Origin of the sequence: Marivirga aurantiaca (assembly GCF_016679925.1) — a bacterium.
In the GTDB taxonomy this organism is placed as follows: Bacteria; Bacteroidota; Bacteroidia; order Cytophagales; family Cyclobacteriaceae; genus Marivirga; species Marivirga aurantiaca.
In genome coordinates, this window is sequence record NZ_JAEQBW010000001.1 from 947,352 (window position 1) to 965,831 (window position 18,480).

Here is an 18,480-nt window from a genome sequence, read left to right on the forward strand (position 1 = left end):
TTTCGTAATATCCATTGCTAAATTTTATTGTCAGAATAGAAATATCTGATATCTTTACGACCTAAAATTTAATACATGGCAGCAAGAGGAGGATTCTCAAATAGATTAGGATTTATAGCGGCAGCAGCCGGATCGGCAGTAGGCTTAGGAAACATCTGGAAATTTCCATACGAAGTAGGTGAAAATGGGGGGGCAGCATTTTTAGTCATTTATTTGGCTTGCGCATTTCTTATTTGTTTACCTATTATGTTGGCTGAAACCGCCATTGGAAGAAATACCAGGCTCAACCCATATGGAGCCTTTAAGAAATTAGGAGGCAGAAAATGGGGTATGGTCGGATTAATGGGCGTGCTTTCCGGTGTAATGATCCTCAGTTTCTATAATGTTGTAGCAGGTTGGGCTTTTGGCTATTTTCTTCAAATAGGTTTTGGAGGAATGTTGAGTGAAGGCCTTAACTATGATGCCCACTTTGGTTCTTTTGTATCTGATATCTGGGACAACTTGTTTTATTCTATAGGCTTTATGGTACTAACTGCGCTTATTGTGGCGGGTGGTGTTCAAAAAGGAATTGAGAGATGGACTAAAATTTTGATGCCTCTTTTGGTAATTATGATTGTAGGCCTTATCTGCTATGGGTTAACTTTAGAAGGGGCCTCAGATGGATTGGCCTTTTATTTAGTACCGGATTTTAATGAAATAAATGCCAATACATTTTATACAGCATTAGCTCAGGCCTTCTTTTCCCTTTCATTGGGTATGGGAGCTTTGATTACTTATGGTTCTTATGTAGGTAAAAATGACAGTATTGTTGGGGCAGCAGCTCTAATTACTATAGCGGATATTTCAATTGCTTTTTTAGCAGGTTTAATGATTTTCCCATTAGTATTCAGCCAACCGGGTATTGAAACCAATGCCGGCCCTGGCTTGGTATTCGTTGCTTTGCCAGGAATATTTGAATCTATGGGGAGTGTGGGTCCTTTTATAGGTGCTATCTTCTTTTTGTTATTGTGCTTTGCCGCATTAACATCAACTGTTTCTTTATTGGAGGTTCCGGTTGCTTATGTAACAGACCAGTTTAAATTTCATAGAAAGAAAACAGTTTATGGTGTAGCTACAGTGATTTTCTTAATTGGTTTGCCTACAATGCTTTCTCAGGGGGCGAGTGATTTCTTTACAAATTTCACTTTCTATGGAGGAAAAAACATAGATTTCTTTACTTTAATAGAAAATGTGTTCTCTGATTTGTCTTTGCCTTTGGGTGGTTTCTTTATTGCTGTTTTTGCAGCATGGAAATGGCGAGGTAAAGGGTTCCAAAAGGAGTTGTATTTTGGCAATCCTCAACTGGAAGGCTCCATTACTGAAAAAATAATTCTTTTCATGGTGAGGTATATTTCACCTCTAGTGGTAGGGACTATTTTTGTTATTAGTGTACTAAAAATATTCTTTAATATAAATTTATTTTAGTCAGTTGAATAGCTGGCTCTGACTAAAATTGAACTAAGGGTAATACCAGAGTTCAATTATAATTTCGTTAAAGTCCCCATCAGAATGTCTTTGTAATGAGACTGGTATGATGGGGATTTTTATGTATTGAACTATGACTATAAAACTAAGTTGGCTATTCTGAAATAGAAGATTCTTTTTCCAATTCTTTGATCATACGGAGGATTTCATTTGGATTGGATGAAGCAACTTTATGTTTTAATTCTCCTTTCTCAAAGCTTGCAAAATAAGGGAGACTGTACACCCCCGCCATTATTCTGGCCTTAGGATTTTCCGGGGCATTGATTTCATAATACAAAATCTGAGCTGAATTTTCTTCGGCTAGTTTTTTGAACTGAGGAGCGAAAGCTTTGCAAACCCCGCACCAATCAGCATGAAATTTAATAAGTACCTTATCATTTTTTTCTAAAATATCACCTAATATCTGATCATCTGCTTTTTGTATCATATGTATGTCTTTTAATAATTCAATGTAGATACATTTAAAAGTGAATGTTTGTTTCCTTTTCTGAAAAGAAAGTATCAGTATATAATGTAGGTTTTAAAACTTATAAATAAGAATTAAAGCTGAGAGGTTAAGATTGATTTGAAATGTTTTGCTTTTTATCGAGTTATTCGGTTGGTTCATCTATTTATCCCAATAGCACCCACTAATTTGTAGGGTTTAAATAATTGGTCAAGCTGATAATGAGCTATTTTAGTTTGTATGTTTTAGCTTTATTTAGAAGTTCTCTACTCCAATAATCTCACAAATAATTGTGAGTGCCGGTTTTGATGTTTCAATAGGATGCTTAATGGAAGGTAAATTTGGTCACTTTCTAAAAATGAAATATACTGCTAAAACAAGAAAGCAAAAACCAACTAAATGATTCCATTTAAAAGTCTCATTTCTAAAGAAAATAAAAGTGAAAACCATAAAAATAACCAAAGTGATTACTTCTTGTAAAACCTTTAACTGAACTAAGGAGAATGGCCCTCCATTTTCCTTGAAACCTATTCTGTTAGCAGGTACTTGAAAGAAATATTCGAAAAGTGCGAGTCCCCAACTGATAAAAATGATGGAAATGAGCCCTAATTTATTAAACCATTTCCATTCATGGAATTTTAAATGCCCGTACCATGCCAACGTCATAAAAGCATTGGATAATATCAACAGGCCAATTGTGAACAGTGCTTTCATGTGTATATAATTGTTTTTAAGTTGTCACCCCGATAAGTCGGGGCAGGCTATGGAATTCAATAAATTTTATTCATCCTCGGTTGGTATGTTAAGGATTCTAAAATTTATGCTCATTTCATGTATGTTTAAAAGTAGAGAAGGTATAATGAATAGTATTTATGGCTACTTTTTAGCAAATCATTTAAAGAGAAATTACCTAAGCATGATAAATGAATATTTGTCTTCATCTACTACTTTGAATCCCATATTATGATACAGCTTTATAGCTTGGTTTTTCTTCAGTACACTTAATCTTATTTTTAATCCTAAACCTCTGGCCTCATCAATAATTGTTTGAATAATGCTTCTTCCATATCCTTTCCCCTGGTATTCAGGGGAAATTTGAAGTTGAATTATTTCTATAAAATGATAATCTGTGTCCTTCTTGATCATTCCTATTTCCACGTCATTTAAAAGGATGATTTTTGCAAGGTCAAATTGATATCTCAAAGCTTGCATATGCTTATTAAGATCAACTGAAATGCCGGAATCAATCAATGTGGCTTCCATAGTTGTTTTCCTAAGCCAAAGCAGATAGGGAATGTCAGTATCCAGTGCTTTCCTAAAGGTGATTATGTTTTTTTCAGTCATATTTACCCAATATTAATTGATAGAGGAATAGACTTTTAGATACTTCACACTTTTAACCCCTCTAAATTACCTGCTTTTCAATACAACACTCTAAACTTGATGGTATGATCAATTGCACGTAAAGCCTTTATTAAATCTTTGGAATAAGCCTTGTCAATATCTGTAATTACATAACCTATTTTCTCATTTGTTTTAAGATACTGTCCTACAATATTAATCTCATGTTCAGCAAATAGCTGGTTAATCTTGGCAATGATTCCCGGTACATTTTTATGTATATGGATTAATCTATGAGCGTTTTGCAACCTGGGTAACTGTAAATTGGGAAAATTAACACTATTGGTGGTAGTGCCTGTATTAATGTAATCCATGATACGGGCAGGCACAAATTGTCCAATATTTACCTGTGCTTCTTCAGTGCTTCCTCCAATATGCGGAGTTAGAATTATATTGGGTAAACCTCTCAATTCATTTTCAAAAGGGTCATTATTGCTTTTTGGCTCTACCGGGAAAACATCTACTGCAGAACCAGCTACTTTTTTAGAAGTGATAGCTTCCTTAAGTGCAGTAATGTCTACTACATGCCCACGACTTAAATTCAAAAAGATCACCCCTTCCTTCATTAGGTCAAACTCTCTCTTTCCTATAATGTTAGTATTTTCTATCCTGCCATCTACATGTAAACTTACCACATCAGCCTCTGCCAGTAATTCCTCTAAAGAGTCTAACTTGGTGGCATTTCCCAATGCCAGCTTTTCTTCAGTATCATAATAGTATACATCCATACCAATACTTTCAGCTAAAACTGAAAGTTGAGCACCTATATTTCCGTAACCTATAAGACCTAGCTTTTTCCCTCTTATTTCCTTACTGCCTGATGCAGATTTGTCCCATTTGCCATGGTGCATTAGAACTGATTTGTCAAAGATGTTTCGGATGAGCATGATAATACTTCCTATAGCCAGTTCTACAACGGATCTTGTATTGCTAAAAGGGGCATTAAATACTGCCACACCTCTTTCCTGGCATGCATCCAAATCAATTTGGTTGGTACCTATACAAAATGCACCAACAGCCATTAGCCTGTCAGCACTCTCAATTACTTTCCTGCTTAATTGTGTTTTCGAGCGTAGTCCTAAAATAGAAATACCTTTTATTTTCTCACACAATTCATCCTCGTCCAGGCCGGCAGGGTATACCTCCACAGAGAACCCCTCTTTTTCCAACAAAGAAACCCCTATAGGATGTACATTCTCCAGTAAGAGTACCTTAATTCTGTTTTTCGGGTAAGAAATAGCTGAATTTATTTTATTCTCAAATAGAACCTCATCCAGGGAGGGGGCAATATGGTCTGCTTTTTCCATCACTTTCTCTCTACTTATATTTTCTGTAAATGCATAAAATTTATTAGCCAATCCTGCAGCTTTAATTTCATAATCATTATGACCATCTCCAATTACATAAATGTCTCCATCCAGATCTAGGGAGCGGATTATTGCGGCTTTACCACCATCTTTGGAAAGCGGATTATTTTCATCAAAACCCTTGATATTTCCCTTTTCATCAAAAATTAACTCATTGGCAAAAATATGATCAGGCAATACACCCAAACTCGTTACTATAGGTTCAATGTATTCTCTAAAGCCATTTGAAATCACATATATTTTATCCGAGTATTCATTAAAGAATGCTGTATTTCTCTTAAAAGAAATAGAAACCTGGTCTTTCAAAGCAGTAATTAGCTGAGGTAAATGAGATTTATTAGCCTCTAATAAAAGCAACCTGTCTTTAAGGGAATCACGAAAAGAGATTTCTCCATTCATTCCCAAATCTGTCAATTCTTTTATTTTACTTTCAGCTTCTTCTTTCTGAGGTTTTCCTTCCAGAGAAATAGAAGCAAGTAAATCCATAGCCTCAACCCGTGTTAAGGTACTGTCAAAATCGATGATAAAATATTTGTCCATAATAAATTTAATAGGGTGTAGCAAAGCTAGAAAGCTAGCGGTTAAAAAGGAAAAACAGGGGAGATTTTATTTGATCAATTGTTTTCCGGACTTTGAGTAGTGAATTTCTCCAACCCACTTTTAAAATGTAGGTCACGTTGAGGAAAAGGAATCTCAATGTTGTTCTCTTTAAAACTTTTGAAAATGCTGTAGTATAACTGACTTTTTAATGCACTAGGCCTTTGTATAAAATCCGAAGTCCAGATAATCAGTTTAAAATTGAGTGAACTATCCCCGTATTCCTCGAACCATAAATCAGGTGCGGGGAATTTAAGCACCCCGGGATGTTGCCTCGCTACTTCCGTTACCAGCTTCCTCACTACTTCAGGATCTTCTTTGTAAGCTACCCCAACAGGGATTTTGAATCTAACTTTGCGGTCATTATGGCTCCAGTTGATTACCTGGCTGTTGATGAATTCTGAATTAGGCACTATGACTGAAATATTGTCGTTGGTAATTACAGTTGTGGAACGCATTGAAATAGAATAAACATCACCATTTATATCTCCCACTTCAATTCTATCTCCCACTTTAATGGGTCGTTCAAAAAGTATGATAATCCCTGAAATAAAATTATTGGTGACATTCTGAAGACCAAAACCAATACCAACACCTAAAGCACCTGCCAAAAGGCCCAAAGTACTTAAATCAAATCCGGCTGATTGGAAGATTGTTATAAAACCTATTACTATTAAGGAATAGCGGATCATGGTGCCAATAGAGGCAGTAACACCGGTATCTTTAATATATCTGTTAAGAATTCTCTTTTCTAGTATTCTGCTAAGCCTTTTGGAAAGGAATACCAATAAGAAACTGGATAAGATAATAAAAATCAATGTCAGTAAAGTGAAATCGCTTCCTTTGATATCGAAGATCACTATATTCAGTATCTCGTTGATTTTTTCCAATACTTGCGTAAAACCTGTTGAAATAGACTCCATAAACCGAAGATATGTATTATGGAATTAAAAGAGAAGAATCCCCATAAGAAAGAAAACGATAATCATTATTTAAAGCTTCTGTATATACTCTTTTCCACTCATCGCCCAGCAAAGCTGCAATCAGTAACATTAAAGTGGATTCAGGCTGATGAAAATTAGTGATGAGTCCATTGATTACCTGAAATTGATAGCCGGGAAAAATAAAAATTTCTGTATCTCCATAAAGAGTATTGAGGTTTTTACGGTTCAAATAATCTAAGATAGCTTTAAATGCAGTTTGGATGTCAGGTAGATTTTCAAAACCTGTTTCATATGGGAGCAACTTATGGATATGAAATTTATCCGCTACATTGTTGATTAATTGTACACCAAACCAATAAGCGCTTTCCAAACTTCTGACAGAGGTTGTACCCACAGCAATAATTGGCTGTTTTGTTTGGGTCAGGAATTCAATTGTACTCTTCTCTATCTGAATTTGCTCGCAGTGCATAGGGTGCTCCAAAACATTTTCGGATTTGATAGGCTGGAAAGTACCAGCTCCCACATGCAATGTTAGGTATTCCATGTGGTGAGATTGTGTTTTCAATTTTTCTATTATTTTATCGGTAAAATGCAATCCTGCTGTCGGAGCAGCCACAGCTCCCTCATTTTTGGAATAGACAGTCTGGTAACGGGGTTTGTCTTCTTCCGTGGCTTTTCTGTTGAGATAAGGTGGGAGTGGAGTAGTCCCCATCATTTCCACTATTTCCACAAAAGGTACAGAAAGATTATCCCATTCAAATTGAATATGATTTTTCTCGAAATCTGCATAGGAGGCAATTACTTTGATCTTCCCGTATTTGGTGTCAAAAAAACGCACTAAAATGTCATCGGTTTTCCATCTTTTTCTGTTGCCCACCATACAATGCCAAACACATTTACCTTTTACCAGCATGGCTTCTGCAATTTCGGTGGTAGGTAAAACAGCTGAAAGCAGGAAAATCTCTATTGTAGCACCAGTTTGTTTTTGAAAATGGATTCTGGCCGGAATTACCTTGGTGTTATTAAAAAAGAGTGTGCTATTTTCAGGAAGGAACTCATTGATTTCAAAAAAACGCTGATGTTGAATTTCCCCCTTTTGATACAGCAGTAATTTGGCTTGATCGCGCTCAGCTAATGGAAATTTAGCAATACGCTCTTCCTTCAACTGGTATTTGTATTCCTGTAAATTAATTTTTGAAGCTTTTTCCAACAAATCTGGCATAAAATTGTCAATTTGTGACAAAGATAAGCGCAATTGCTTTAAGGATAAAATGAGAATTATATAAGTAAATGAAAATCACTATAGCTAAAATAAAGCACCATCAACTACAATTTAAATTTGAGGCTGGTACTTCCCGGGGTACTTTAAAAACCAAGGATACCTGGTTTATACAAGTATTTAACAATCATAATTTAATTGGAATAGGGGAAGCGGGTCCATTAAAAGGCTTAAGTATAGATGATATAGAAGAATTGCCTCATCAATTGGAAGTAGTTACTAAAAAACTGACAGGTATGAGAGTTCCTGGAAACTTGAATGAAGTACTGCAACTTGCACAGGATTTAGCCCACCATGATTTTCCTTCTATCCGATTTGCCCTTGAAACAGCATTGCTTGACGCTATGCATGGTGGGGAAAGGAAGATTTTTGAAACAGCATTCTATTCCAGTGAAAAAAGAATTCCTATTAATGGCTTGGTTTGGATGGGGTCTGAAAAGTTTATGCAGCAGCAAATTGAAGAAAAGCTTAATGCAGGTTTTGACTGTATCAAAATGAAGATTGGTGCCATTGATTTTGAAACAGAAATCCGGTTATTGAAATTGATAAGAGAGAAATATTCCGGAGAACAAATTGTTTTACGCGTGGATGCCAATGGTGCTTTTTCAGCAAAAGAAGCTTTAGCTAAATTAACTACACTGGCCAAATTGGAGATACATTCTATTGAACAACCCATCAAGCCCGGACAGTGGAAGGAAATGAAAGAACTATGTGAAAAATCACCTATCCCTATTGCTTTAGATGAGGAGTTGATTGGTATAAATTCTATTCATGAAAAAGAAATGCTTCTAAAAGAAATTCAACCCCAGTATCTGATTTTAAAGCCCAGCCTGATTGGAGGAATCAAATCTACTTTCGAATGGGTAAGCCTCTGTAAACAATATCAAATTGATTGGTGGCTTACCAGTATGCTGGAATCGAATATTGGTTTAAATGCCATTTGTCAATTGGCTGATTATCTGAATGTTTCCATGCCTCAAGGATTGGGCACAGGTCAGCTTTATCATAATAACATTGATTCTCCTTTGACTATACAGAAGGGAGAAATTTTTTATAATAAAAACCTGAAATGGAAGATGATTTATATGGATTCTAAAATTAAATTACACAAAGGCTAATCATTTGATTCTGATTTTCAAGAAAGTTCCAATGATTCTCGTGTAATTGCCTAATAGGCTCTATTTAATATCCCAAAGCTCTTTTTAATGCCATCGAGTAGCCTAAGTGCAGGCTTTCATGGATGTTGTTAAAAGCCATAGCGTCATTTACACTTGTTAGCTGTACGCCAAAACTAGTGTCATATTTCTCGTATTCCGTGAATTTATACTCTGTTAAATCCTTTCTTAAATGAGCAAGCGATTGATCAGAGAAAAGTAAGATCACTTCTAATTCAGCTTTAGGATCCTCAGTTTTAGGTGGATAAGTACCCTTTCTGTAAGTGGCAATAAAATCATCTGGTAAGGAAAAGGGCAAGCCCGACATTTGATAAATAAGCACATTTTGAGTAGCTATAGCATGTCCGAAATTCCATAAAATGTTGTTATTGAAGCCCGTAGGGATTTTTGTTAAGTCTTCAACTTTAATGCTCTCAGCTAATTTTTTGAAATTATTTCTTATAATGGCATTATTATCTAATATTTTCATCTTTTCCAGTTTTGGACTTGAAACTAGCGATAATATTTTGATATTTCCATGCTTTTAAAAAAGATTACTTAAATTGCTATTTGTTAGGCATGCATACTAAATTGACTTATGAAACATTCTAAATATCCTCACTTATTCGAACCATTGGATTTAGGTTTTACACAATTAAAAAACCGAGTACTAATGGGCTCCATGCATACGGGTCTTGAAGAAGTAAAAGGTGGTTTTGAGAAAATGGCTACTTTTTATGCTGAACGCGCCAAAGGTGGAGTGGCTTTAATGGTAACCGGTGGAGTTTCTCCTAACTGGCAAGGTTGGTTAAAACCTTTTTCCATTAGAATGACAAAAAGGAGCCATGCTAAAAAGCATCGGATTATCACAGAGGCTGTACATAAGGCAGGTGGAAAAATATGTATGCAAATTCTCCATGCCGGCAGGTATGGATATCACCCCTTTAATTTGGCACCATCAGCAATTAAATCGCCTATCACTCCCTTTAAACCTTTTAAAATGTCAGGCAGAAGAGTGAAATCTACAATTAAGGATTTTGCCACAAGTGCTTCATTAGCTAAAGAAGCAGGATACGATGGTGTTGAAATCATGGGTTCTGAAGGATACTTGCTCAACCAGTTTATTGTAAAACATACCAACAAAAGAACGGATGAGTGGGGTGGAAGTTATGAAAACAGGATTCGTTTGCCTTTGGAAATAGTGAGGGAAGTCCGTAAAACCGTTGGAAAAGATTTTATCATCATTTTCAGACTATCTATGTTGGATCTTATTCCGGATGGAAGTTCCTGGGAGGAAGTAGTACATTTGGCCAAAGAGTTGGAAAAGGCTGGCGTTACCATTATTAATACTGGTATTGGATGGCATGAAGCTCGTGTCCCTACAATTGCTACCATGGTGCCTCGTGGAGCGTACAGCTGGGTGACAGAGAAAATGAAAAAAGAAGTTTCTATTCCTTTGATCACAACCAACCGAATTAATATGCCTGAGGTTGCTGAGAGGATATTGTCTGATGGGCAGGCAGATATGGTTTCCATGGCAAGACCCTTTCTGGCGGATCCTGAAATCATTAAAAAGTCTGAAGAGAACAGAGAGGCAGAAATTAATACCTGCATAGCTTGTAATCAGGCTTGTCTGGATCATGTTTTCCAGAATAAGGTAAGTAGTTGTTTGGTGAACCCTAAAGCATGTCATGAGACTGAGCTAGTAAGTAAAAAGGCGGAAAACCCTAAAAATATAGCGGTGGTGGGAGCCGGTCCTGCGGGAATGGCTTTTGCAACAGAAGCTGCCAAAAGAGATCATAAAGTTACCTTGTTTGATGCAGAAGCTGAAATAGGTGGCCAGTTTAATATGGCTAAGAAAATCCCTGGAAAGGAAGAGTTTTATGAAACTATCCGCTATTTCAAAAATCAAATAGCACTTTCAGGGGTCAATTTACAGTTGAATAAAAGAGTAGTACCGAATGATCTTAAAGATTTTGATGAAGTAATTATTGCTTGCGGAGTTAATCCACGAAATCCTAAAATAACCGGACAGGAAAATGAAAAGGTACTTTCATATATTGATGTACTTAAGTTAAATAAAGCTGTAGGTAAGAAAGTGGCCATTATTGGTGCCGGAGGTATTGGTTTTGATGTAGCAGAATTTATAAGCCAGGAAGGGGAAAGCACCAGCTTAGATACTTTTGAATTTCTGAAAGAGTGGGGGATTGATCCTGGTATAGAGGCAAGAGGGGGTGTTAAAGATGTAAAGGCACATCCTGAAAAATCACCAAGGGAGATTACCATGTTTCAACGTTCGGAAGGTAAAATGGGGGCAAGGCTTGGTAAAACGACAGGATGGATCCATCGTGCCGCTTTAAAGAACCGTAAAGTGAAAATGGTCACCAATGTACAGTATGAAAAAATAGATGAAATAGGTTTGCATTATACAAAGGATGGTAAAAAGCATGTATTGGAAGTTGATACTATCATACTTTGCGCAGGACAGGTTTCTGAAAAGGGATTGTTCCAACCTCTATCTGATATGGGGGTTTCTGTTCACCTGATAGGAGGATCGGCTGTGGCTGCTGAATTAGACGCTAAACATGCCATTAATCAGGCCACCAGACTGGCACTTGAAATTTAACCTGAAATTTCTTTTGCATTGGCAGGGTCAAGCAAAAAAGGTGGAGCTATTTCAAATAGCCCCACCTTTTCTTATTACTGAAAAAATAATTTTATTTCCACTCAAGCACTTTCTTTAAAGTATCCAAAAATGCGTCAGCTTTCTGATAGCCGGGTACTGCCTGAATGGTTTTAAAATCTTCTTTAATATAAACTATTGTTGGATAGCCGCTTACACCCATTGACCTCGCCATCATTTGAGAGGTTGTGGTATCCTGTCCAATAATAATTTTGTCTTTGCTTTCAGCATTAAGCTTTACAGCATAATAATTTTCATTTACAAATTCAGCTACATCAGCATCAGAGAAAGTATCCCTGTCCATTTTTTTGCACCATCCACACCAATCTGTATATACATCTACAAATATTTTGCGTGGGTATTCTTTATTGAGTTTATAGGCCTCTTCAAGGCTCAGCCAGTTGATTTTACTTTTTTTATCAGGTTCAGTTATAAAAGCTGATGAGACCAGCACTACTGATAAAAGAGAGAATACGAGATATTTTTTCATAGGTAATTAATTATGATCTGAATATAGCTTAAAATTTAAGTTCAAATAAGTTATTTAACAAATTTAAGTACTTACAGCCACTCCTGATGTAAGCTTTGCGACTTTTTTACTTGTTAACTTAACATAAACAAAAGCTATACCAAATAAAATCCCTGCAACACTAGCCATTGCTCCGGCAATTGATCCATTGATAGACATAGCAAGATAATGTCCTCCCACAGCTGATAAAATACCTATTAAACAAGCAATAATAATCATTTTCTTTAAATCATGTGTCAATAAATAAGCAGTTGCTGCCGGGGCAATTAAAAATGCTACTACTAGAATGGCACCTACCGATTCAAAAGAGGCTACTGTAGTAAAAGATACAAATGACATGAGCAAGTAATTCCAAAATGTGGCTGATATGCCCAGTGAAATAGCATATTGCGGATCGAAAGAGGTAATCTTTAACTGGTTAAAGCTCAGTGACACAAACAATACTACCATCAGAAATACTGCTCCCAATAAATAAATGGCATAAGGGCCAATATCAGTTCCTGAAGCCAGAATAATGGTATCCAGAGGTACCAGGGCAATCTCTCCATACAACACGCATTCCTGATCCAAATCTACCTGGCCTGCAAATGCTGAGATTAGTATAACGCCTAAGGCAAATAACCAGGTGAAAGTCACTCCGATTGAAGCATCTGATTGTAGTTTTCCTTTATGGGTAAGAAATTCAATCAGGAAGGTGGTTAATATCCCTAATGTACCGGCTCCTATTAACATGGTGAGAGAATCACGACTTCCTGACCACAAAAAAGCCAGCACTATTCCCGGCAAAACCGCATGGGAAATGGCATCTCCTACCATGGCCATTTTCCTTAGAATCAAAAAGCAACCTAAAATTCCGCAGGACATGGCTACCAGTGATCCGGTCAAGATGATGTAAAAGTTGGACATATATTAGTTAGCGATAAAAAGAATCCATGCCTTTCAACATGGATTCCTAATGGGTTTTTAAAATTATTCTACAATAAATTTACCTTTCATTAAGGCTACATGGCCCGGGAAAGAACATATGAAATCGTAAGTTCCTTTTTCAGGAGCTGTAAATTCAATGGTGTCTTCCTCGCCACCACCCAAAAGTTCAGTATGAACAATTATTTTATCAGATTCTGCTTCGGGAATATAATCATTATCCTGAGCGGTGGCGGCTGCTTGTCCAAATTCCATGATGTCAGTGCCTTGAGTCAATAATACCCAATTGTGTCCCATTTGCTCTTTGGGCATTTCTCCAACATGTTTTAGTGTTAAACGAACTGTCTGACCCGCCTTCACTCTGATTTCTTCCTTGTTGAATTTCATCCTGTCATTACCCTCAATGGTAACTTCTTTTACTTCAGAGTTTTCACTTACATTATTCTCTTCTTTTTCCCTGGCTTGTTGCTGAATCCTTTCCTGGGAGGTGGGTTTTCTCTCTTCTGAATGCTCTTCATTGGACGTATTGCCTCCGCAAGCCATCAGTAACCCTAAAACAACTATACTTACTGTAATTTTGAAAATTTTCATATTGCCCTTGTTTTTTAAAATGTGAATAATAATTCTATCTATTCATTCGTATTTAAAATTTTAAAGTTTTCAGCTTCATCATTTACTCATAAGGAATTTTCGAATTATGAGGATCTACTGCGGGATACCCCAGTTTTTCTTCCAGCCTTTTTTCCAGTTCCGGAGTGATTAAATGTTCAATAGTATCTGCATCCTCGTGTACATGATCGGGGGCAATCCTAAGATATTCAGTAAGATAAAGCTCCCAAAGTCTGTGTAATTTCACAAGTCTGGCTGCTTTTCTCTGTCCAAAAGGAGTGAGGTAATAGCCTGCTTTGTTTTCTACGAGATAGCCATGTCTCTTCAGTCTCTTTAGTATTCTCCTAATAAGTTTATAAGAATAATATCTTTTCTCACGAATGAGAGCAATTGTTTTTGGCTCACCGAAACTTTCTTCTTCCTCAGCTATTTGGAAAAAGGTTTTGATGATGTTTTCATCCTGAATCCGATGTCTGTGGTGTATTTGCTTTAGCCATTTAGCTACAATTCCCTTTCTAGGAGCAAATAAAATGGATATAAATGCAATAGCTGATAAAACCATTACTACCCAGGGGCCTGTGGGCATATTGGGAGCAATGTAGCTGATAAAAGCACCGGAAAATCCAGAAAACCCACCTATTACGGCAGCAAGTAATAATATTCTTGGCAGGTAGCCTGACCAATATTTGGCTGCTGCTGTAGGGGTTATCAATAGGGCAGCCATTAGCACCACTCCAACGGCCTGGATACCTGTTACTACAGCTAATACAGTGAGTGAACTGAGCATGAACACTAAACCTTTTACAGGCAAGCCCATGGATTGAGCAAATGCTTCATCAAAGCTGATGAGTTGCAATTCCTTATAAAACAGAGTGACTGTAATAATTAACAATATACTAATTACTGAAAAGACAATTACATCCTGTAAAACCATGGAGGCTGCTTTTCCAAAAAGAAATGAATCCAGACCGGTTTGTGCTGCATTGCCTGATTGTTGAATATAAGTGAGTAATAAAATGCCGAAACCAAAGAAAACAGATAAAATAAGTCCGATAGCTGTATCCTCTTTTATTTTTGAATTCTTGGAAATATAATCTACCAAAATAATTGATATCCAGCCGGATATGAAAGCACCCAGGATAAGAAAAACATAATTTTTTGTACCACTTAATAAGAATGCTATACAAATACCTGGCAAGATGGCATGGGCGATGGCATCACCAATAAGTGCTCTCTTCCGTAAAAAAGTAAATGAACCTACCACCGCAGCACTGGATCCGAGGATAATAGTACCCAGGGACACGTAGAGGATATTTGTGTCTTGAAATGAAAAGAAATATTGAATATTTTCCCACATATTTATTCTCGGTTTGGAAATCGATTTTTCTGTATTAGATCACTTATCTCTGTGAGTAAGGTCAATTTACCCCCATAAGTTTCCTGTAATAGTTCAGGAGTAAAGGCTTCCTCAATTGGTCCTGAAGCTACCAGCCTCATGTTCAATAGAATGATCCAATCAAAGTACCGGGCAACAGATTGCAAATCATGGTGTACAACTATAACGGTTTTTTTCTCCTTGGACATTTGCCTTAGCAACTCCACAATGGCTTTTTCTGTAGCTGCATCTACTCCGGCAAATGGTTCATCCATGAAATAGATATCGGCTTGTTGAGCCAATGCACGAGCCAGGAATACCCTTTGTTGTTGTCCACCTGAAAGCTGGGATATTTGTCGATCCTTAAAACCCTCCATTCCAACCTTGCTCAAACTATCCATAACAATCTCTTTGTCAGATTTCTTGGGCCTTTTCAATAAGCCTAGTTGCCCGTAACGTCCCATCATTACCACATCATAAACGGAAGTTGGAAAGTCCCAGTCAACAGATTCTCTTTGAGGTACATAACTTATTTTATCTCTTACCTCTTTCAGAGGTTTATCCAGAATATTGATATATCCGCTACTTAATGGAAGTAATCCCATCACAGCCTTTAAGAGAGTAGACTTTCCGGCACCATTTGGCCCAATAATACCAATCAGTTTACCAGCAGGCAAAGTCAGATCTACATCCCACAATACTGGTTTCTTCTCATATGAAACTGATAAATCATGTATTTCTATAATGGGGTTTTCTACTTGTTGTATCATAAATTGAATGATTAACTTTAGGGTTAAAGGCTATGCTTATTTTACCAATCCTTCATAAATTTGCTTCACATTGGCATTCACCATTCCAATATAAGTACCCTCATCAGTACCGGATTGTCCCATGGCATCTGAATAAAGACTGCCGCCAATGGTTACCTTATGGCCTTTACCTCTGCAGCCTTCCACAACAGCTTCAATGGCCTTCTTGGAAACGGATGTTTCTGTATAAATAGCAGGGATATTATGTTCCACTATAAAATCCACCAAATTGCTGACATCGCGCAAACCGTATTCCGATAAAGTGGAAATACCCTGTAGCCCTTTCACTTCCATTGAATAGGCTTTGCCAAAATACTCAAATGCGTCATGGGCAGTAACCAATATGCGTCTTTCTTCAGGAATAAGCGATATCCTTTCTTTTACAGCTTTGTGCAAACTGTCCAATTGCTGTGAATAGGCCAGGTAGTTTTGTTTATATTCTTCATTATAAGTAGAGTCAAAAGCGCTAATTTTTTGAGGTAAAACAGATAAAGCTTTATTCCATAAGCTGACATCGAACCAAACATGCGGATCATAAGTACCCTGAAATGCAGTACTATTAATTAAAAGCTCAGTGGGTAAACTTTCAGCAACAGCTATTACGGTCTTTTTTCTACTCATCTGCCGCATGATATCTCCCATCTTTCCTTCCAGGAATAATCCATTATAGACAATGATGTCAGCATCCTGTAGCATCAGTAAATCACCATGGGTTGCTTTATACAAATGTGGGTCCACACCGGGCCCCATTAGTGCATCCACTTTTGCACGATCTTGCACAATATTTTTTACTCCGTCAGCAATCATTCCGGTAGTACACACAATATATAATTCACCTTCTTTTCTCTCTCTTTCTTCTCCACAAGAAGTCAGCACTAGGGTGATAATTAAAACTTTAAAAAGCGTATACATTTTAGTTGGTAACCAGGACATTTTGAGCTATTTCTTTACTGATGAATAATTTATTTTTACTGTCAACCAATATTTCCATTGAACCGTCAAATTCTACTTTGTCAATGATTTTTGTTTTGGCTCCAAGGTATATTCCAATCTTATCTAAATGCTGTAAGAAAAGGGGGTTAGTATCTTTAACTGCCACTACAATTCCGGTCCCATTCAGGTCTACTTCTGCTAAAGGAATTTGGGGCTTTTCCTTAAACTCCCCATTCTCATCCGGGATAGGATCACCATGAGGATCGAATTTCGGATGACCTAAAAAATCATCCAATCTTTCGATTAGGAGAGGGGATTTTATATGCTCTAATTGCTCTGCTATTTCATGCACCTGATCCCAATTGAATTTCAATTTTTCCACTAAAAATACTTCCCAAAGTCTGTGTTTTCTGATCACTTGCAAGGCTGATTTTTTTCCGCTTTCGGAAATTTTAACTCCTTGATATTTTTTATAGATGACTAATTCCTTTTCGGAAAGTCTACGAAGCATGTCGGAAACAGATGCCGCTTTTGTTTGCATTTCTTCGGCTATCGCATTCGTTGATACATCACTTTCTCCTGCACCGGACAGATGGTATACAGCCTTGAGGTAATTCTCTTCAGCAAAGCTTAATTTTTTCATTTTATTGAATTATTTGAGACAAAGGTAAAATAAAATTAGATGAATCTAAAAATAAAATTAATTTATTTTAAATCTCGTTAAAAGTGGTTTCAATGAGATTATGGAGTGATTAAGGTGAGTCTAAAAATTATTTTAGGATTATTGAACTAAGGAAATCAATTAATTTTATCTCCTCATTTTCCCATAAAATGCTTTTATCCGGCTGGCGATGATAGAATGACTTACTGTTGAGTAAATGAAGAAATTCCAAGGGCTTTATATGATCAAAATCTACGCTAATGGCAGCAGGATAGGGTGCTAGTAAACTTTGCCAATGAATATTTGCAGGGATGACCATAGGTATGCTCAGTGCAAGGCATTCATAAAACTTAGTAGGTATTCTGTTTTTAAGGTTTTCATTGATATGGTAAGGCATGATGGCTAAATTAGCCCTGCTCAATTCATTGATTATCTCCTGGTGGGGAATAGGTTTTTTTCCACCTTTCAATTGAATAAAGTCACATGATTCAATACTTTGTTCGATCCTTTTAAGATATTGTAAATCAGGTGAATATCCTGTTATTATTAATTGAATGTTTTTATTGAATTGATAAATGGATTGACAGAATTGGATGGCTTCAAGTGTGCCATATTCTTCACCTATTGTACCGGAATACACTACTACAAAAGGATGATCAACAGATATTTTTATTGGAGCTTTGTTCGCCTTGCTTTCTGTAATCAGGGTCTTATTAAGGATTAGTTCATGGTTTTTGTTCCTTAGAAATGGCAATTGTGCTTCATAGGCCTTTTCAGCCAGTATATAACCTGATACAAAATATCTTGACAGCCACTCAATTGCTCTTATCCCCAGAGACAAAAAGGGTTTTATTAAAGAAGAATAAGTAGTTCCATGCTTGATGTTTAACCTGTAATTTTCTTGCACATCGTAAAGGATTTTTGTGCCGAATAAAATTTTGATTAGATAGTTAACTAGCAATAATTCAGGGCTACTAACTATAACTAATTCAGGTTTTACTTTAAGATAAGTTTTATAATATTTCCAAGAAGCAGTAATTCGTAAAAAGGCATTCCTTTGAAAATTATAAATTGGATAAATGGAAATATTTTCAGCTTTATTGATCATTTTTGAATTAAAGCCTATGATATTTACATCATATTTATTTGTTTGCGCAAGTGATCGTCCAATCTTTTGATAAGCCCTGACATCATCCACAGGTTTCAAAACAGAAGCGATAAGAATTTTAATTTTAACATCCACCGG

18 protein-coding genes are annotated in these 18,480 nt (G+C 36.6%); 3 read left to right on the plus strand and 15 right to left on the minus strand.

The features are described 5' to 3' along the window. Positions 1-75 precede the first annotated feature (75 nt). The gene (locus JKA74_RS04015; RefSeq protein ID WP_201429865.1) at positions 76-1,464 is read left to right on the plus strand and encodes a sodium-dependent transporter; all 1,389 of its coding nucleotides are present in this window, start codon (positions 76-78) and stop codon (positions 1,462-1,464) included. Positions 1,465-1,618: 154 nt separating this feature from the next. Here the strand turns inward: JKA74_RS04015 and JKA74_RS04020 are convergent, their stop codons facing one another. From JKA74_RS04020 to JKA74_RS04045, 6 genes are all read right to left on the minus strand, one after another. Beyond that, on the minus strand, positions 1,619-1,951 hold the full coding sequence (locus JKA74_RS04020; RefSeq protein WP_201429866.1) for a thioredoxin family protein: 333 nt from the start codon (positions 1,949-1,951) through the stop codon (positions 1,619-1,621). Positions 1,952-2,314: 363 nt separating this feature from the next. Next, positions 2,315-2,683, minus strand: coding sequence for a DMT family protein (locus JKA74_RS04025; protein ID WP_201429867.1), 369 nt, complete (start codon positions 2,681-2,683; stop codon positions 2,315-2,317). Between the two features lie 192 nt (positions 2,684-2,875). Beyond that, positions 2,876-3,313 carry a GNAT family N-acetyltransferase gene (locus JKA74_RS04030; protein WP_201429868.1) on the minus strand — a complete coding sequence of 146 codons (438 nt, stop codon included), beginning with the start codon at positions 3,311-3,313 and terminating at the stop codon, positions 2,876-2,878. Positions 3,314-3,390: 77 nt separating this feature from the next. Beyond that, entirely contained in the window at positions 3,391-5,277 is a 1,887-nt protein-coding gene (serA, locus tag JKA74_RS04035; RefSeq protein WP_201429869.1) for a phosphoglycerate dehydrogenase, read from the minus strand. Between the two features lie 74 nt (positions 5,278-5,351). After that, entirely contained in the window at positions 5,352-6,257 is a 906-nt protein-coding gene (locus tag JKA74_RS04040) for a mechanosensitive ion channel family protein (protein ID WP_201429870.1), read from the minus strand. A 16-nt stretch (positions 6,258-6,273) separates the two neighbouring features. Further along, on the minus strand, positions 6,274-7,500 hold the full coding sequence (locus JKA74_RS04045) for an S-adenosylmethionine:tRNA ribosyltransferase-isomerase (RefSeq protein ID WP_201429871.1): 1,227 nt from the start codon (positions 7,498-7,500) through the stop codon (positions 6,274-6,276). Between the two features lie 68 nt (positions 7,501-7,568). On the opposite strand from JKA74_RS04045, the gene JKA74_RS04050 reads away from it, so the two are divergent. Then, a complete protein-coding gene (locus JKA74_RS04050) occupies positions 7,569-8,675 on the plus strand; it encodes an o-succinylbenzoate synthase (protein WP_201429872.1) in 1,107 nt (368 codons plus the stop codon). Positions 8,676-8,739: 64 nt separating this feature from the next. Here the strand turns inward: JKA74_RS04050 and JKA74_RS04055 are convergent, their stop codons facing one another. Then, positions 8,740-9,201, minus strand: coding sequence for a DinB family protein (locus JKA74_RS04055; protein ID WP_201429873.1), 462 nt, complete (start codon positions 9,199-9,201; stop codon positions 8,740-8,742). Between the two features lie 108 nt (positions 9,202-9,309). On the opposite strand from JKA74_RS04055, the gene JKA74_RS04060 reads away from it, so the two are divergent. Then, positions 9,310-11,337 (plus strand): NADPH-dependent 2,4-dienoyl-CoA reductase, encoded by a 2,028-nt coding sequence (locus tag JKA74_RS04060; protein WP_201429874.1) that lies wholly within the window; start codon positions 9,310-9,312, stop codon positions 11,335-11,337. Between the two features lie 91 nt (positions 11,338-11,428). On the opposite strand, the gene JKA74_RS04065 is transcribed toward JKA74_RS04060, so the two are convergent. From JKA74_RS04065 to JKA74_RS04100, 8 genes are all read right to left on the minus strand, one after another. After that, complete coding sequence (locus JKA74_RS04065) at positions 11,429-11,884, minus strand: thioredoxin family protein (RefSeq protein WP_201429875.1); 456 nt, start codon at positions 11,882-11,884, stop codon at positions 11,429-11,431. A 63-nt stretch (positions 11,885-11,947) separates the two neighbouring features. Continuing rightward, positions 11,948-12,829: a metal ABC transporter permease gene (locus JKA74_RS04070; RefSeq protein ID WP_201429876.1), complete on the minus strand. Its 882-nt coding sequence runs from the start codon at positions 12,827-12,829 to the stop codon at positions 11,948-11,950. A 63-nt stretch (positions 12,830-12,892) separates the two neighbouring features. After that, positions 12,893-13,438 (minus strand): azurin, encoded by a 546-nt coding sequence (gene azu / locus JKA74_RS04075; protein ID WP_201429877.1) that lies wholly within the window; start codon positions 13,436-13,438, stop codon positions 12,893-12,895. A gap of 82 nt (positions 13,439-13,520) precedes the next feature. Beyond that, complete coding sequence (locus JKA74_RS04080) at positions 13,521-14,813, minus strand: metal ABC transporter permease (protein WP_201429878.1); 1,293 nt, start codon at positions 14,811-14,813, stop codon at positions 13,521-13,523. 2 nt (positions 14,814-14,815) lie between these two features. Next, positions 14,816-15,601: a metal ABC transporter ATP-binding protein gene (locus JKA74_RS04085; protein ID WP_201429879.1), complete on the minus strand. Its 786-nt coding sequence runs from the start codon at positions 15,599-15,601 to the stop codon at positions 14,816-14,818. Positions 15,602-15,637: 36 nt separating this feature from the next. Then, entirely contained in the window at positions 15,638-16,573 is a 936-nt protein-coding gene (locus JKA74_RS04090) for a metal ABC transporter solute-binding protein, Zn/Mn family (RefSeq protein ID WP_236587491.1), read from the minus strand. Further along, positions 16,554-17,216: a metal-dependent transcriptional regulator gene (locus JKA74_RS04095; RefSeq protein ID WP_201429880.1), complete on the minus strand. Its 663-nt coding sequence runs from the start codon at positions 17,214-17,216 to the stop codon at positions 16,554-16,556. The genes JKA74_RS04090 and JKA74_RS04095 overlap by 20 nt, the downstream gene beginning before the upstream one ends. A 127-nt stretch (positions 17,217-17,343) precedes the next feature. Next, positions 17,344-18,477, minus strand: coding sequence for a glycosyltransferase family protein (locus tag JKA74_RS04100; protein WP_201429881.1), 1,134 nt, complete (start codon positions 18,475-18,477; stop codon positions 17,344-17,346). Positions 18,478-18,480: the final 3 nt, after the last annotated feature.

What these genes read in the sequence shown, in the direction of transcription:
- JKA74_RS04015 (WP_201429865.1), top strand. Translation starts at nt 76, where the DNA reads ATGGCAGCAAGAGGAGGATTCTCAAATAGATTAGGATTTATAGCGGCA.
- JKA74_RS04020 (WP_201429866.1), bottom strand. Translation starts at nt 1,951, where the DNA reads ATGATACAAAAAGCAGATGATCAGATATTAGGTGATATTTTAGAAAAA.
- JKA74_RS04025 (WP_201429867.1), bottom strand. Translation starts at nt 2,683, where the DNA reads ATGAAAGCACTGTTCACAATTGGCCTGTTGATATTATCCAATGCTTTT.
- JKA74_RS04030 (WP_201429868.1), bottom strand. Translation starts at nt 3,313, where the DNA reads ATGACTGAAAAAAACATAATCACCTTTAGGAAAGCACTGGATACTGAC.
- serA (WP_201429869.1), bottom strand. Translation starts at nt 5,277, where the DNA reads ATGGACAAATATTTTATCATCGATTTTGACAGTACCTTAACACGGGTT.
- JKA74_RS04040 (WP_201429870.1), bottom strand. Translation starts at nt 6,257, where the DNA reads ATGGAGTCTATTTCAACAGGTTTTACGCAAGTATTGGAAAAAATCAAC.
- JKA74_RS04045 (WP_201429871.1), bottom strand. Translation starts at nt 7,500, where the DNA reads ATGCCAGATTTGTTGGAAAAAGCTTCAAAAATTAATTTACAGGAATAC.
- JKA74_RS04050 (WP_201429872.1), top strand. Translation starts at nt 7,569, where the DNA reads ATGAAAATCACTATAGCTAAAATAAAGCACCATCAACTACAATTTAAA.
- JKA74_RS04055 (WP_201429873.1), bottom strand. Translation starts at nt 9,201, where the DNA reads ATGAAAATATTAGATAATAATGCCATTATAAGAAATAATTTCAAAAAA.
- JKA74_RS04060 (WP_201429874.1), top strand. Translation starts at nt 9,310, where the DNA reads ATGAAACATTCTAAATATCCTCACTTATTCGAACCATTGGATTTAGGT.
- JKA74_RS04065 (WP_201429875.1), bottom strand. Translation starts at nt 11,884, where the DNA reads ATGAAAAAATATCTCGTATTCTCTCTTTTATCAGTAGTGCTGGTCTCA.
- JKA74_RS04070 (WP_201429876.1), bottom strand. Translation starts at nt 12,829, where the DNA reads ATGTCCAACTTTTACATCATCTTGACCGGATCACTGGTAGCCATGTCC.
- azu (WP_201429877.1), bottom strand. Translation starts at nt 13,438, where the DNA reads ATGAAAATTTTCAAAATTACAGTAAGTATAGTTGTTTTAGGGTTACTG.
- JKA74_RS04080 (WP_201429878.1), bottom strand. Translation starts at nt 14,813, where the DNA reads ATGTGGGAAAATATTCAATATTTCTTTTCATTTCAAGACACAAATATC.
- JKA74_RS04085 (WP_201429879.1), bottom strand. Translation starts at nt 15,601, where the DNA reads ATGATACAACAAGTAGAAAACCCCATTATAGAAATACATGATTTATCA.
- JKA74_RS04090 (WP_236587491.1), bottom strand. Translation starts at nt 16,573, where the DNA reads ATGTCCTGGTTACCAACTAAAATGTATACGCTTTTTAAAGTTTTAATT.
- JKA74_RS04095 (WP_201429880.1), bottom strand. Translation starts at nt 17,216, where the DNA reads ATGAAAAAATTAAGCTTTGCTGAAGAGAATTACCTCAAGGCTGTATAC.